This is a genomic window from Spirosoma arboris, from assembly GCF_009754945.1.
In the GTDB taxonomy this organism is placed as follows: domain Bacteria; phylum Bacteroidota; class Bacteroidia; order Cytophagales; family Spirosomataceae; genus Spirosoma; species Spirosoma arboris.
On the sequence record NZ_WPIN01000005.1, the window covers coordinates 688,982 to 704,572 of the forward strand.

General features: G+C 48.0%; 8 protein-coding genes. 2 read left to right on the forward strand and 6 right to left on the reverse strand.

What is annotated here, in order from left to right:
* Positions 1-12: 12 nt before the first annotated feature.
* Positions 13-3,195, reverse strand: coding sequence for a SusC/RagA family TonB-linked outer membrane protein (locus GO755_RS16830; protein ID WP_157586327.1), 3,183 nt, complete (start codon positions 3,193-3,195; stop codon positions 13-15).
* Positions 3,196-3,742: 547 nt separating this feature from the next.
* Between GO755_RS16830 and GO755_RS16835 the strand changes: the two genes are divergently transcribed.
* Positions 3,743-4,750: a 3-hydroxyacyl-CoA dehydrogenase family protein gene (locus tag GO755_RS16835; protein WP_157586328.1), complete on the forward strand. Its 1,008-nt coding sequence runs from the start codon at positions 3,743-3,745 to the stop codon at positions 4,748-4,750.
* Positions 4,751-4,825: 75 nt separating this feature from the next.
* On the opposite strand, the gene GO755_RS16840 is transcribed toward GO755_RS16835, so the two are convergent.
* The 5 genes from GO755_RS16840 to GO755_RS16860 all read right to left on the reverse strand — a co-directional run bounded on the left by GO755_RS16840 (position 4,826) and on the right by GO755_RS16860 (position 13,102).
* Positions 4,826-6,469 carry a TldD/PmbA family protein gene (locus GO755_RS16840; RefSeq protein WP_157586329.1) on the reverse strand — a complete coding sequence of 548 codons (1,644 nt, stop codon included), beginning with the start codon at positions 6,467-6,469 and terminating at the stop codon, positions 4,826-4,828.
* 65 nt (positions 6,470-6,534) lie between these two features.
* Positions 6,535-7,914 (reverse strand): TldD/PmbA family protein, encoded by a 1,380-nt coding sequence (locus GO755_RS16845; RefSeq protein ID WP_157586330.1) that lies wholly within the window; start codon positions 7,912-7,914, stop codon positions 6,535-6,537.
* Between the two features lie 219 nt (positions 7,915-8,133).
* Positions 8,134-8,820, reverse strand: a complete 687-nt coding sequence (locus GO755_RS16850) for a GDSL-type esterase/lipase family protein (protein ID WP_227686978.1) — start codon at positions 8,818-8,820, stop codon at positions 8,134-8,136.
* Between the two features lie 58 nt (positions 8,821-8,878).
* On the reverse strand, positions 8,879-11,605 hold the full coding sequence (locus GO755_RS16855) for an NHL domain-containing protein (RefSeq protein ID WP_157586331.1): 2,727 nt from the start codon (positions 11,603-11,605) through the stop codon (positions 8,879-8,881).
* 141 nt (positions 11,606-11,746) lie between these two features.
* Positions 11,747-13,102, reverse strand: a complete 1,356-nt coding sequence (locus GO755_RS16860; RefSeq protein WP_157586399.1) for a UDP-N-acetylmuramoyl-tripeptide--D-alanyl-D-alanine ligase — start codon at positions 13,100-13,102, stop codon at positions 11,747-11,749.
* A 155-nt stretch (positions 13,103-13,257) separates the two neighbouring features.
* Between GO755_RS16860 and GO755_RS16865 the strand changes: the two genes are divergently transcribed.
* On the forward strand, positions 13,258-15,510 hold the full coding sequence (locus GO755_RS16865) for an FG-GAP-like repeat-containing protein (protein WP_157586332.1): 2,253 nt from the start codon (positions 13,258-13,260) through the stop codon (positions 15,508-15,510).
* The last annotated feature ends 81 nt before the right edge of the window (positions 15,511-15,591 follow it).

A 15,591-nucleotide genomic window follows, 5' to 3' on the forward strand; every position in this document is an offset into this window, starting at 1 on the left:
GATCGTTTCGAGTTAAAAAGAAAGTTTCAGGTTCAGACCAATGCTCCGGTTAGAGGGCAGGGTACCATATTCAACACCCTGGAAGTTACCGTTGGTGAGGTTCATGTCTGGATCGAACCACATTTTGCGTTTGCCAATACCGGGAATGTCCAGAATGGAACTACCCCGATAAAACCAGAATAAGTTGCGGGCTACAAACGACAGACGTGCCGATTTGATGAAGAAATTCGAGGGCACTGGAATGCCGTAGCCAAGCGACAGTTCGCGAAGGCGAACATTGGTTGCATCATAGGCAAAGAATTCGCCCCAGCCGTACCGCTTACCCGATACAGTTTGCCAGAATTGCTCGGCTGTAATCGCCGTGGTATTGGCTTTTCCTGCTCCAACCATCGTGACACCGTCGGCACCAGCAACACCCGCCGTAACGCCGGGCAACACCCAGCCACCAGCCCGATTCTGTGCGGTTACTTCTGGAATGCCACTGAATGCCAGGTTCATTTCGGTACCTGATACAGCTATGCCACCAAACCGGCCATCGACCAGCACGCGAAGCGAGAAGCCCTTAAACGTGAAAGTGTTCGTAAAGCCCAGCAGCATTTTTGGGTTGAAATTGCCGATTAGCTGTTGATCTTTCGTAGCAACAGGTAGTCCTGTAGACAAAACCGATGCTTCGGAAACAGTCGAACTCGTTGATTGTGAACCCACCAGGTATTGACCAGTAGCAGGATCTTTCGCCCAACGGTACGATACAATATCGCCATACGAACCACCTTCTGTTACAACCGGAGAGGCCGAACGACCATAGCCATCAGACAGGAACGCCGTTTTAATATCGGGCGACAGGCTGACAATTTTATTGCGGTTCATGCCCATGTTCAGCGTCAGATCCCACGAGAAACGATCTGTTTTGATAGCCGTTCCATTGATCACCACTTCAAGACCCATGTTACGGATATCCCCCGCGTTGATGTACTGGTTGCTGAAGCCAGACGCTGGTGCCAGTCCTAATTTCAGCAACTGGTTGATCGAGTTCGTTTTATAGGCCGTAACTGTTGCGCCCAGCCGGTTGCTAAAGAATCGGGCATCAATACCAAATTCCAGGCTTTTCGTGATTTCTGGTTTCAGGTTACCAATAGCCTGTGTACCATCGCGGCTAATAAACCCAGATCCCGCACCCTGGCTGTACGAATAGTTGGTCTGTAACAGATACGGAGAAGCTCCGTTACCCACCTGCGCATACGATCCATTGATTTTCAGGAACGAAAGAGGACCTGTGAATTTCAATAAATCAGACACAACAACCGACGCACCTACCGATGGATACTGGAACGAATAGGGCTTGGGTAAGGTCGATGACCAGTCATTGCGCAAGCTGGCGTTCACGAAAATAGCGTCCCGCCAGGCCAGCGAGGCCTGCCCGAATAGCGATTGCGTCTGAACACGCGTGAAATCATCGGCGAGCGACTGGTTGGTACCAAAATTCAGGTTGTAGCGGTTTGGTACATTCAACCCATCGGCAGTAGCATTGGTCGATTGATAGCGGGTATCCTGAATAATTGCACCAGCCTGGTAATCGAGTGAGAGGTCCTGGCTAAGTTTATTCTTGCCTTCGATCAACAGGTCATACCAGCTTTGGGTATTAACAATGTTGTTCCGGGAGAATTTACCACCCGCCTGATTGGCCCACAGGATGGTTCCCTGTGCGTAGCTTTCTTCGTTTTTATCGAAGTATTTATCGAGGTTAGCGCGGCCCTGAATGCTCAGGAAATCGGTTAACTGATACTTCGCCAGAACGAACCCGATGATCCGATCCCGGTATTGGTTAATGGCCGTCTGATTGGTCATCCAATAAGGGTTCTGGTAGATAGACGACAGCGTTGATGGCCAGGCTGTTGGCGTTGGCTGACCGAACGCATTGGGCACAGCATAGTTCTGAGCAGTAGCCAGGCTAACGTTTCGCGGAATCTGATAGACGTCAATGACTGGTGCGTTTTCCTCACCTGTCCGTGGTTTGTTAATGACCGACTGGTTAATGTAGGTCACCTTGGCATCAGTCGATAGCTTCGAGCTGATCTGATTCGACAGGCGCAGGTTAATCGTGTGACGGGTCAGATCATTGCCCGGGACTGTTCCCTGCAATGCGTTGTTGGTATACGATAAGTAAGTCTGCGACTTATCTGAACCGCCCGTAATACCAATCGAATTGTTGAAGCTGACAGCCGTGCGGAAGAAATCACGAATGTTGTTCGGCTGAGCTGAGTAGGTATCAGCGTTGCCCAGGTAATTTGTGTACGATTGACCCGTCATAGCCGCACCCCAGCTAGCACCAACTGCTGGGTCCAGCTTTCCGCCAACTCCCTGTCCGTACTGATTTTGCACCACTGGCAAGGCAAATGGCTTATCGATCGAAACGCCCGAGTTTACATCGACCGAAACACGACCCGATTTGCCCCGTTTCGTCGTGATCAGAATAACGCCGTTAGCCGCCTGGCTACCATATAACGCAGCAGCCGACGCACCTCGTAGTACCGTTACGTTCTCAATATCGTCGGGGTTGATGTTCGACGCACCATCCGAATTGGCAACGCTACCAAAGTCGCTGGTTGCCTGTCCGAAGGTGCTGTTGTTAATGGGGACACCATCCACAACCATCAGCGCATTGTTTGTCCCCTGAATAGAGCGGTTACCGCGCAATACAATCCGTGAGCCAGTACCGGGTCCACCTGAACCCTGAGTGATATACGCACCCGCAATTTTCCCCTGTAACGTGTTCAGTACGTTACCATCCCGAACCTCATTAATCTGGGCAGGCTTAATAGCCTGGGTGGCATAGCTCAGCGCCTTAGCTTCGCGTTTGATACCCAGTGCCGTTACCACTACTTCGCCCAAAAGGCGGTCGTCAGCAACCAGCGAAATGGTAAGCTGAGACTGCCCTGACGATACCGCTACATCTTTCGCTACAAACCCCACCGATGAAACGGTCAGTACGGCATTTCCAGCAGGAAGCGTTAGTCGAAATCCACCGGCTGCGTCCGTCGTTGTTCCTCGTGCAGTTCCTTTGATAACCACGTTTGCCCCCGATATGGGCTGATCCTGCTCGTCGCGCAAGAGGCCAGTTATTTGCCTGTCCTGCGCCCAAAGCGGTCCAGTTACAGCAAATAACAGCAAAATGCAACAAAGTACATTTTTGAACATAATCTTAGAATAGGTTAGAATGAATCAGCAATCTTACAAAACATAATTTTGCTTTCTTATTAATATTCAGAATTTTAATGAGAATTCTAAGTATAAGACAGATAGTTCTTAAATAAATTTAAAATTTAAGTTCATGGAAGTTACAAAAACGAAAAAAGTATCTACCCATATCATTATGGATACTTATCAGTAATATTGAGCTTACTTTTTGGAAAGAAATTGGCGTTTTGCTTCCTAATGAGGAATCTGATTTTGTAGGCTAAGAAGCCTCAAACTCACGTTCTCGCTTGGCTTCGCCGAGTGAGAACTATTTTTTTACGGCCTCTGGCCGGAGTATTGCAAATGAAGTTAAAAACGGGCCAGAGGCCCTTGAAGTGATAGTCCTCACTCGGCGAAGCCAAGCGAGAACATGGACTTATTTTTTGGAAAGAAATTGGTGTTTAATGCCTAGAACGGGAGCGAAGGTTATCAAAACTCCGGTCACGGCAGTAAATTCGAGAGGTTTCTCCATTTTTCATGTGTAATTCATCTTGACCCAACTTCTGCTATGAATCAGCCAGTAAATCCAGAGAAAATACCCGTGGGCGTAGTCGGGTTGGGGCTAATGGGGTGCAGTATTGCCACTTGCCTATTGATAGCAGGCCATACCGTGGTGGCCGTTGCACCCCTCCCGGTCGATATGGAAACCGCCGAACCTCGCATCCGGGAGCATTTGGCGAAAGCCTATCAGGAAGGGCTGTTTACCGAAAGTCCTGAATCATACTTTCAGCAACTTACTATTACGGAAGATTATAGCCTGTTAAGCGACAGTAAAGTCGTGATGGAGTGTACGCTCGAGAATATAGCGATTAAGAAATCGGTCTATGAGCGGATCGAAGCCGTTGTGGCTGAGGATGCCATTATTACCAGCAATACCTCGGCAATTCCGATTAGCCTTCTCCAGCGCGAGGTCCGATTGCCCGCACGCTTTTTAGGATTACACTGGTCGGAGCCATCACATACTACCCGGTTCCTGGAAATTATTTGTGGAGACCTAAGTGATGTTCCAACTGCCGAATGGCTCTATGAACTATCTCATCTGTGGGGCAAAGAACCGACGTTGGTTCGCAAAGATATTCGTGGTTTTATAACCAATCGGCTGATGTACGCCATGTATCGGGAAGCCTGCAGTATGGTCGAAAACGGTTACGCGACTGTTGAGGACGTTGATCGAGCCTGTCGGAATAATGCAGGCTATTGGATGACACTAGTTGGCGTTTTCAGGTGGATGGATCTAACAGGTGTGCCCGCTTATCATACCGTCATGAAAGACTTACTTCCGACCCTAAGCAACCAGACTGAAGTGCCCAAATTGATCGACGATATTGTCAAAGCGGGCGGGAAAGGCGTTTTGAACGCTCAGGGTTTTTATGATTACACCCCAGAAGAGGCTAAACTCTGGAAAGAAACCTATGAAGAGTTCAGCTACGATATTCGCCGGCTGGCCCTAAAATACCCGGCCGATGTCGTAAAAAAGAAGCTGGCTCACAACGCCGACGAAGACGTGGTGGGTTAACGATTTTGTAGCCCCGAATTATTTCGGGGCTACAAAATTGGCCATCCCTTCGGGATTTTTAAAATCAATTACACTCTACACCTTCCGGGCTGTATTGATCACATTAACGCCGTTGAAGCGAGCCGTGGCACTGCCATGTGAAACGCAGCTTAGCTGAGGTGGCTGTCCTTTTCCATCGAAAAATGATCCTTCAACCCGGTAATCACGTTGGTCACTCACTTTCACGCAGGAATTCCAGAACTCTTGCGTATTCGATTGGTAGGCAACATCTTTGAGCATTCCTGTAATCTGACCGTCTTTGATTTCGTAGAATAACTGCCCCCCAAACTGAAAGTTATAGCGCTGTTGATCAATTGAATACGACCCGTATCCAATGATGTAAATCCCTTTTTTGACGTCTTTAATCAACTCATCCACCGACAGGGGTTGAGTACCGGGCGCCAGTGAGACGTTGGCCATCCGCTGAAACTGAACAGCATTCCAACTGTCGGCGTAGCAACAGCCGTGCGATTCGGTTTCGCCCAGCATATGCACCTGATCACGAATGGCCTGGTAATTGACCAGAATACCGTCCTTAATGAGATCCCATTTTTTGGTTTTTACCCCTTCATCATCCCAGCCAACGGCCCCCATTGAACCAGGTTGAATTTTGTCGGCAAAAACAGTAACCTGGGGACTACCGTACTTAAAAGTTTTGGATTTCCATTTGTCCATCGTAGCAAACGACGTACCGGCCAGATTAGCTTCATAGCCCAATACACGATCCAGCTCCGTAGCATGCCCCACCGATTCATGAATCGTCAGTCGGAGGTGAGAAGGGTCCAGAACAAGGTCGTACTTTCCAGCCTCCACCGATTTCGCTTTCACTTTTTCTTTGACCTGTCTGGCCGCCAGAGTGGCATCGTCCAGCATGTCGTAATAGTTGTTAAACAAGGTGGTCGGGCGGCCCGTAATGCGATCAGGGGGAGCCGTTTGCAGGTACTCATACCCCATTGCTTTGGCCGTTCCTAAAGAGTTGCGGGTCTGAAACTGGCCAGTTGCCCGATCTATTCCGGTTACCGTAAACGTAGGCCATATTCGGTGAATATCCTGGTCGATATATGAGCCGTCGGTTGAAGCAAAGTATTTCTGCTCGTTGACCATGAATAGCACCGAGTTGATGAAGTTGGCACCATTGGCCATAGCCGCTCCATTAACCGATAGCAAGAGATCAACTTTTTCTTTGATGGGAATTTCAAACAGGTTTTTCGTAAACGGGGTCTTATAACTTACCTCTCCAAATCCTTTCTGCGGAGCCAGTTGTACAGGTTCGTCCAGTAAGGCGATATTGGCTTTCGCTACCTGAACTGCTATTTCGGCGGTTTCTGCAACCTGCGCTTCGGTGCTGGCGTCGCCGAGCGAGGCAAATCCCCAGCAACCGTTTACGAGTACCCGAACGCCCACACCAAACGATTCCAGGTTAACAATACTTTGCACCTTGTCTTCGCGCGTTGTCACGAATTGGTTGAGATACCGGCCAATACGAACATCTGCATACGAAGCACCTTTCGCTTTAGCGGCATTCAAGCCCGCATCGGCCAGACGTTTTTTGATGGCCAGATCGAGACCAGGGTCCAGAAGCGCTTCGGCATCAATGACTCTGCCGCCAGCAGCCATACCAGGCAATAGCAGTGCGCCAGCTCCCGCGCTGGTGAGTTGAATAAAATCTCGACGATTCATTGAAAAAGTAATTTATTTGTGGTGTCAGCTATAAGTAGCTGACACCAGAGCATCATCCGAAAAAGCTAAACGGCGTCGGATAGACTGGAAAAAGTGAAATCACGTATTTTCATCGGCGGAATCAGGCTGCCGTTTGTCCGAACCGATTTGCCCATCGCTTCGATATTATTGAGCATCACGATTGGACTTTCGTTAAACCGAAAGTTTTTAACGGGGAACTTGATCTGGCCGTTTTCGATATAAAACGTACCATCCCGCGTCAGGCCAGTATACAGTAGTGTTTGCCGATCAACATCCCGAATGTACCAGAATCGGGTAACCAGAATGCCATTCCGTGTACTTTTAATGAGATCGGCCAGGGATTCATTGCCACCTTCTATAATGATTCCTTCAGGAGCCGGAATGGCCTTAACGCCTTTTTTTTCAGCCCAAAAACGCGAATAAAACATGTTTTTAACCACACCTTTATCCACCCACACTACTTTTTCCTGAGGTCGTCCGTCTGTACTATTGCCACCACCTCCGCCACCGCCTAGCAGATCACCATAACCAGGGCGACCACCTCCAGACACAAATGGTGTTCCGGGAATCTCGGCATTCATCGGATCGGAGTAAATAGTGATGCGCTCGTCGAATAGCTTTTCGCCCAGGCGGGTTCCTCCCCCTTTTTTACCTAAGAAACTACGCCCTTCCTCCGCACTACGCGCATCCATGTTCGACATCATGTTGCGAATCAACTCCTGACCAGCCGTTGGTTCCAGAATAACCGTATATTTTCCGGGCTCCAATGCCTGCGCCTTGGAGGAGGCTATTGCTTTTTGAACAGCTACCTGTGTAAGTGGTCCACTATTGAGTTTAGAAACATCATTATAATCGCGCACCGCATAGCCTGAACCCGTACCATCGGTGGTTCTGACCGTTATCGAAAAGTCGATTGATGTCGCTTTAGTATACCCGAAAAGTCCTTTACTATTTCCTATCGCCGTAAAAACGGTCGAGTTTTCCAGAAAGCCTGCGGCATTAACTGAATTCTTTTTACAGACAGCAATGCTGTCCAGAGCCAGTTTAGCCCGAAAAGCAGGATCGATAGCCGCAGTCGCTTCGTTATATGTCTGGGTTTCCAGATAGTTCTGCGGGCCCAATAGCGGAACGTACTCTGGATTTTCGGGCGCTAATCGCGCGACTTCTTCGGCTCGTCTTACCGTTTTTTCGAGTGATTTATCGTCAAATACGTTAATCGTAGTCGTGCCCGAACGTTTCCCAAATACCGATGTAACAGCCAGTGAACTATTGGCCGATTGGCCGCTGGTACTTACCGAGTTTCGCGCATAACGAACGTTACCTCCTTTATCGCCACTTAGACTGACGCTTATTTCGTCAGCTTTCGAGAAGGATAATACCCTATCAATTAGTTGCTTCGATTCTTCTTTGGATAAAATAGCCATTACGTCTGCTGTTTGACTCACTCTATCAAGTCATTTGTAAAATTAGGCTGAATGGTGATATTAGCAAATAATATTGGTCAATCTGTTTAAATTCAATAAAAACAGGAAGTAGAAGTATTAAAAACAGAAAAAAACAAGGGCTTCTGAACTAAAAAAGATTGTTTTTTAGTTCAGAAGCCCTTGTCATTGCACTATGGGTGAATGTTTAGCTCTTATGCACTATTTCAAATACGGCCCCAATACCTTAGCCCATTGCTGATAGCCTTCTGGAAGCATGTGCAGGCTGTCTGGTTTAAATAATTCGGGGACGGGTTGGCCTTCTTTCGTCAGCATTACTGGCCGAATATCTACGAACTGGGTATGCTTCCGTTTAGCCAGATATTGTTTAATAAGCTGGTTAGCTATGTCATTTTCAGGGAAAAATTTCCGCCGGGAGGGACTGGGTTTAATCGAAATAAACGTAAACAGCACATGGGGCAACTTCTGGCGAACATGCACAAATAACGCAACAAAACGCTCGAAGGCTTGCTGCCCGGTTACCTTGCCCGTAGCAATATCATTCTCGCCCGCGTACAGAACGACTTGTTTCGGATGATACGGAATAATAATCCGATCCGCATAGCGCAATACATCGTCTAGCTGTGACCCGCCGAATCCACGCTGAAGGATCGTTTTTTCAGGAAAATAGTTTGCCAGATTCTCCCATAGCCGAATGGACGAACTACCCGTAAACACAATCGGTTTTTTGGGCGGTGGTGAGGTTTGGTCCGTTTTTTCAAACGCCTGAATTTCAGCTTCGAAGGGTGGCGTAGCCGCTACCGGAGCTGTTTGCCCAACTGAATATAAGCTAACCAACAACAGACCAATACACCAGTTGAACGTCGTGCGATTCATGCGAAATGCCATCGTTTAGAAAAGGTTTCAAATAAAAGGCACGACGGTCTCTAAACTCATGCCCCGTTGGTTATTTCCAGAACGAAATTCTACCGCCAACATCAAACAACAGAATGCCAAACTGTTTTAATACCTGAGTCTGAACGGCCTGGCTTACCGTAACCTTATGTCCGTTAGAAATTGTAACGATATCGTACAGAGTAGGCTCACAGCCACAGTTCCAGGTACTGGGATTCGACCAGTTTCCATCCTGCACGCTCACGATAGAGCCACTGAGGGTAACGCTAGTCTGAGCCGAACAACCATTAGTAGTACCTGTAATCGAGTAGATCCCTGTAGCATTAACAACAATAAAAGGCGTCGTGGCACTGGTAGACCAACTATATGTAGTGGCTCCTGAGGCTGTAAGGGTAGTACTTTGCCCATTGCCAATGGTCAGGCTAGGGGTACCCGTGATGGCTACACCAGGCGTTGGATTAATCGTTAAGGTGGTACTAGTCGTTGCACTAATAGAGCCATCTATAGCTGTAACAGTAAGCGTATAAGTGGTTGGACTATTTACTGACGGAGCCGAAAAAGAAGGTGTAGATCCGCTGGCCGATAAGCCAGTGGGTTGGCTACTCCAGGCATAAGAAGAGGGTATAAAACCCAAGGCGACAGCCGTGAGGCTAAAGGCACTGTTAGAGCAGGCTGCGGCCAGATTTGCGGGATTTATACTAACAGTATTGGGAACACTCACCTTACGAATGCGATAATCAATACCACCCTCATCTGCGATATAAAGATTACCATAACGATCTAATGCCACGCCGGACGGCTCAATCAGACTAGCAGCCGTAGCCAATCCTCCATCCCCACCAGAATCAATAGAGTCACTACCCACTACGGTAGTGATAATACCATCTGAGGAGACCTTACGAATCCGATGATTATATAAGTCAGCAATATAGAGATTACCAAGCCTATCCAACGCCAGGCCAGTAGGATTATTCAAGTTGGCAGCTGTGGCCAATCCTCCATCTCCACTAAAACCAGAAGACCCGTTACCTGCCACAGTAGTGATAATACCACTAGCCGACACCTTGCGTATACGATGATCGTACTGATCAGCGATATAAAGATTATTATTACTATCTACTAGTACGTTGGCGGGACTATTCAAACTGGCGGCTGTAGCGGCTCCCCCGTCTCCGCTAAAACCAGCGACACCATTACCCACTACAGTAGTGATAATACCATCTGTAGCTATCTTCCGAATCCGATGATTATCTAAATCAGCAATATAGAGATTACCAAGCCTATCCAATGCAACGCTGGCTGGCTTATTCAGGCTAGCCTCCGTTGCAGGACCATCATCCCCACTAAAACCAGAAGAGCCATTACCTGCTATCGTCGTGATGATACCGCTGGCAGACACTTTACGAATCCGATGATTAAACAGGTCAGCGATGTAAATAGTACCAGTTCCATCTACTATCACATTGTAAGCTCCAGCCAAAGTAGCAGCCGTGGCCAAGCCGCCGTCCCCACTAAAACCGGAAGACCCATTACCCGCCACAGTAGTAATGATACCATTGGAGGATACCTTACGGATACGATGGTTAAACAGATCAGTAATATAAAGATTATCGTTGCTATCCGTCGCTACACTAAAGGGATTGTATAGGCTGGCAGCCGTGGCCAATCCTCCATCTCCACTAAAACTGCTATAGCCATTACCCGCCACAGTAGTGATGATACCATCTGTAGAAACCTTCCGAATTCGATTACCATACTGAAGAGTAATGTAAAGATTCCCATTAGCATCCAACGTCACACCAACAGGATTGGCTAGACTGGTCTCGGTAGCTAGTGTTCCATCTTCACCATAATTATTAGATCCATTACCTGCCACAGTAGAGATAACGCCAGTAGTGGATATCTTGCGAACTAGCCCACTCCAAGAATCCGCGATGTACAGATTACCAGTATCATCTACAGCTACACTAGTGGGATTGCGGAGATTAGCTTCAATAGTAGTAATAATACCCTTAGAGTCTACCTTGCGAACACGATAGTGACCTGTATCTACTATGTAAATAGTACCAGCCTTATCTACGGCCACACCCGTAGGAGTATCCAAACTAGCATGTGTTGCATCCCCTCCATCTCCAAGAACAACACTACTTCTATTACCGTCACCCGCTACCGTAGTGATAATACCATGGGAGTCTATCTTACGAATCCGATTATTATACTGATCAGCAATGTAGAGATTACCAGCAGCATCTAGCGCTATGCCAGCAGGATAAGCTAAACTGGCATCTGTTGCGGCTAACCCATCCCCAACCTCAAAAGGATTAGAGGCTCTACCATTGCCCGCTATTGTCTTGATAATACCATTGGTAGATACCTTACGAATGTGGCTGGTATACTGTTCAGAGATGTATAGATTACCGCTGTCATCTACAACTACACTGGTAGCACCAGTCAGGAAGGTAGCTGTGGCTGGCCCCCCATCACCGCTAATACGGCCCCCGCTATAACCATTGCCTGCTACAGTAGTGATAATGCCATTGATGGGTACCTTACGAATACGGTTGTTTCCCTGATCAGCGATATAAACAGCACCATTTTTATCCACAGCTACACCTGAAGGGTTGTTTAAGCAGGCGGTAGTAGCTGGTCCTCCATCTCCTTTTAAATTAGATCCCGCTACCGTTGTAATAATTTGGGCCGGGAGCCAGGTAGATATAAACAATAAAATGGCGCTTAAGCATAACGTTAGTTTGTGGTGGGCTCGAAGAAATCGCTTCATATATACCAGGCTAGAAAGGTTATTCAGGTGATACTTATAAATCCTTTCAGCAAAACCTATACCTAATTATCAACAATCTATGGGATATGGAAGCAGGTACTTAATTAACTGCCTTTTACCAAAAGGCTTAAAGCTCTAGTTTCAAATAAAAGGCACGACAGTCTCTAAACTCATGCCCCGTGAACCTTTTACCAGAAAGTTCGTGTCGGTCATGGGGTTATCCATCAGCCAGTTGTGTAAGGAAAATTTGTCTGGAAAATAGTAGGCTTTGGGCAATGAGCCTAGTGCGTAATGCATGTCTTTGCCCGCCAGAATAACCAGATCAAACTTACTGTCGGCAATTAGCTTGCCTAGGGCCGCATGTTCGGCTTCGCTTTCGTTGCCGAGTTCGTACATATCGCCCAAAATGACCACTTTATGTTTGGCCGGAGTAGTCGCAAATTGGCGAATGGCAGCCGCCATTGAGCTGGGATTAGCATTATATGCATCGAGCAATACGGTATTGGTGCCCTTGGTAATCACCTGCGAGCGATTGTTGGTCGGATTGTAATCGGCGATGGCGCGGTTGGCCTCTTCGGGTGAAACGCCAAAATAATCGCCAATTGCCAGAGCTGCGGTCATGTTCTCGAAATTATACCGCCCCGGCAAATGCGTCGTTATTTCCTGTCCGGTCGAATCGCGATAAACAACAACGGGCGACTCCAGTAGGAGTTCGATTGGCTCTTCGGTAGCCTCCACTGCGGGATAAAATACAGCTTCGGCAAACGTGGGTTCGGCCGCCGTGGACTCGGTCGCCGTGAACTCGGAGCGAGTGGTTTTCAGTCGTTCGCGATACATGGCCATTAGGGTTTTATCGCGCGAATTAATGAAAACCGTTTTACTATTCTGAATCAGGTAATCATACAATTCGCCCTTTCCTTTCCGGACGCCTTCAATGCCTCCAAAGCCTTCCAGATGCGCTTTACCAACGTTGGTAATGAGTCCGTGAGTTGGTTGCGCAATGGAGCAAAGCAATTCGATTTCCTTCTGATGATTCGCGCCCATTTCAACAACCGCTAGTTCATACTGCTCATTTAAAGCCAGTAAGGTCAGGGGTACACCGATATGGTTATTCAAATTGCCGACTGTGGCGTAGGTTCGGTAGTTTTTCGATAAGACAGCCGCGATGAGTTCTTTCGTGGTCGTTTTCCCATTAGAGCCTGTTAGGCCAATAACCGGAAAGTTGAACGTTTGCCGATGATGACGGGCCAGATCCTGTAGCGCCGTTAATCCATCAGCCACGAGCAGGCAACGTTCCTGATCACGAGCGGCAACTGCTGGGTCATCGACCAGTGCGTAACGGGCGCCTTCTGCCAGTGCCTGTTCGGCAAACTGATTCCCATCAAACTTATCTCCTTTGAGGGCAACAAACAGGCAATCAGGGGTAATTCGGCGCGTATCGGTCGACACGCCTGTGCATTCCAGAAATTTATGATAGAGTTGCTCTGTGTTAACCATCATATTCAGGCCAGTTTCTTCGTTTTCAAATCAGACTTCGGTTTAAACGCAGAGAAAGGAGAGAATAAGGCAGAGTACACAGAGGGAAAGTACTCACCGCGCACTCTGCGTTATTTCTCTCCTTTCTCTCTGCGTTTAAACGTACCCAAAATTAGATGAAAAAGCTGTTTACGCTTTGTTTTTTGCTTAGTCCACTGCTCAACTATGCGCAGTCTGGCGGGGCAATTGGCTTTCGATACGACCAAAGCCCAACGGTCACAGTCAATACAACCGTATTATTGAACCCCTGGGCGGGTGGGCTAAACACAACCCAATATTCAACCATTCGATTAAACGACGATTCCCGCGACGATCTGTTGGTATTCGACCGCACGACCAATAAGATCAGTACGTTCCTGGCAATCGACAACCCAACAGGCAGTGGAATTGCCTGGAAATACGCTCCCGAATACGAAACGGCCTTTCCGAGTGTGCTCTATAGCTGGGTATTACTCGTGGATTACGATGGCGATGGTAAAAAAGACTTATTTACTTACGGCTCTGGAAGCGTACGCGTGTTTCATAACGAATCGCAGGCTGGTCAGGTTGTTTTTAAAGTAGCCGCCGATCCACTCATGACCCTCGGTCTAAGCGGTCTTAACATTCAATTGTATGTGGGCGGCACCGATATACCCGCTATTACGGACTACGACGACGACGGTGATATTGACATCATTACTTTCGACGCGGATGGGAATATATTAGCCTATCAGCAAAATATGAGTGTTGAGCAAACGGGCAAAAAAGGTGGGCTGGTCTACCAACGCACGGGCAATTTATGCTGGGGTCATTTTCGGAAGGAATTCTGTAATGATTTTACCTTTGGTTTTCAGTGCGATGGGTCAGGGCGCGTTGCGGCCAGCCCAGTCAAGCTGAGTGGCGCCAGACCTTTGCATACGGGTAATACGTTAACTGTGGTCGATACGGATGGGGATGGCAATAAAGATCTTCTATTCGGTTTTGTAAGCTGCGAGAACGTTGCCCGCCTGCGCAATGAGGGTCCCAACTCCGACAAAGCGAATTTTACGAGTTACGATAGTCTGTTTCCAGCCAGCAATCCAATTTTGTTTCCCGCATTCCCGGCTGCGTTTTTTGAAGATGTAGACGGCGATGGACAGAAAGATTTACTGGCCTCACCTAATGTGAATGCGAACGACAATTATGCGTTCGATTTCCGGGCATCGGGCTGGTATTACAAAAACAAGGGAACAACCCAGAAGCCTGACTTCCAGTTAGTACAAAAGGATTTTCTGCAGAGCGATATGCTTGATCTGGGCGAACGAGCTGCTCCAGCACTGGCCGATCTGGATGGCGATGGCGATATGGACATGCTGGTTGGCTACGGTGGCACGGGCCTGGGGAGCAGCTATCGCGCTGGAATCTGGCAGTTTGAAAATAAGGGTACGACTCAGAATCCGGCCTTTGTTCTCGTCACAACCGATTACCTGGGTCTGGCAAAATCCCTTGCCTTGACGAACGTCGTTCCTTCTTTTGTTGATGTCGATGCTAACGGAAGTATGGATCTCGTAATAACGGGAACAGCTACTCAGGCCGTCGAGATTCGTGTACTGATCAATAGCGCAGCTAAAGGTGCAGCTGTACAATATAACCTTGCGGGCGCTACGCGCTGGCCTACGCCTGACTTGATGACTCCCTTTGATCTATTAACCGTAACTGATGTAGACCGGGATGGCAAGCCAGATCTGTTAATTGGTCGCTACAACTTTGGAACGATCCTCTACTACCGGAATGCCGGCACAGCCGTCAGCCCTACATTCCAGTTACAAAACCAGACCTTCGGAGGCATCACAACCGATGATTACGTGTATGCCAAAGCCCGTTCCATTGTGGTGGCAGATTTGAATGGTGATCAGAAAAATGAGTTGATCTTAGCGGCAACAAATGGAACAGTTAAGGTCTATCAATTTCCAGATCCTACCAGCCAGTCTCCCCTCACACTGATCGACTCGCTGGCTTCCATTGGCTTACCTGGGATGGGGCTCGTTGCCGCAACCGCCGATCTTGATGGTGATCAATTGCCCGATCTGATGCTGGGGAGCATAGCCGGAGGATTGCGCTATTTAAAAAATACGTCAAAAAAAGTGGTCGTTACGGGGATACAAGAAGAGCCAACCGGCCCCTGGGCATTTCCAAATCCAACCGATCGTTACCTGACAGTGCGACCACCTTATACGGGTCAGGCGGAAGTCCTTTCAATATCAGGTCAAACTATGGTACCGGCGCAACCGGTAACAGTCGATACGGACACGATTATTGACCTGGGGAATCTGCCCGATGGAACGTATCTGCTCCGACTTATGGCTGATAATCATCCCACACTGGTACAGAAAGTGGTCGTCTGGAAATAACTGCAAACTCTTTTAAAGCTCGGTTGTTAGTCAATAATGCAGTGTTTATACCCGCCTGCAACGCCTAACAACTCCTGACTA

What these genes read in the sequence shown, in the direction of transcription:
- GO755_RS16830 (WP_157586327.1), bottom strand. Translation starts at nt 3,195, where the DNA reads ATGTTCAAAAATGTACTTTGTTGCATTTTGCTGTTATTTGCTGTAACT.
- GO755_RS16835 (WP_157586328.1), top strand. Translation starts at nt 3,743, where the DNA reads ATGAATCAGCCAGTAAATCCAGAGAAAATACCCGTGGGCGTAGTCGGG.
- GO755_RS16840 (WP_157586329.1), bottom strand. Translation starts at nt 6,469, where the DNA reads ATGAATCGTCGAGATTTTATTCAACTCACCAGCGCGGGAGCTGGCGCA.
- GO755_RS16845 (WP_157586330.1), bottom strand. Translation starts at nt 7,914, where the DNA reads ATGGCTATTTTATCCAAAGAAGAATCGAAGCAACTAATTGATAGGGTA.
- GO755_RS16850 (WP_227686978.1), bottom strand. Translation starts at nt 8,820, where the DNA reads ATGGCATTTCGCATGAATCGCACGACGTTCAACTGGTGTATTGGTCTG.
- GO755_RS16855 (WP_157586331.1), bottom strand. Translation starts at nt 11,605, where the DNA reads ATGAAGCGATTTCTTCGAGCCCACCACAAACTAACGTTATGCTTAAGC.
- GO755_RS16860 (WP_157586399.1), bottom strand. Translation starts at nt 13,102, where the DNA reads ATGGTTAACACAGAGCAACTCTATCATAAATTTCTGGAATGCACAGGC.
- GO755_RS16865 (WP_157586332.1), top strand. Translation starts at nt 13,258, where the DNA reads ATGAAAAAGCTGTTTACGCTTTGTTTTTTGCTTAGTCCACTGCTCAAC.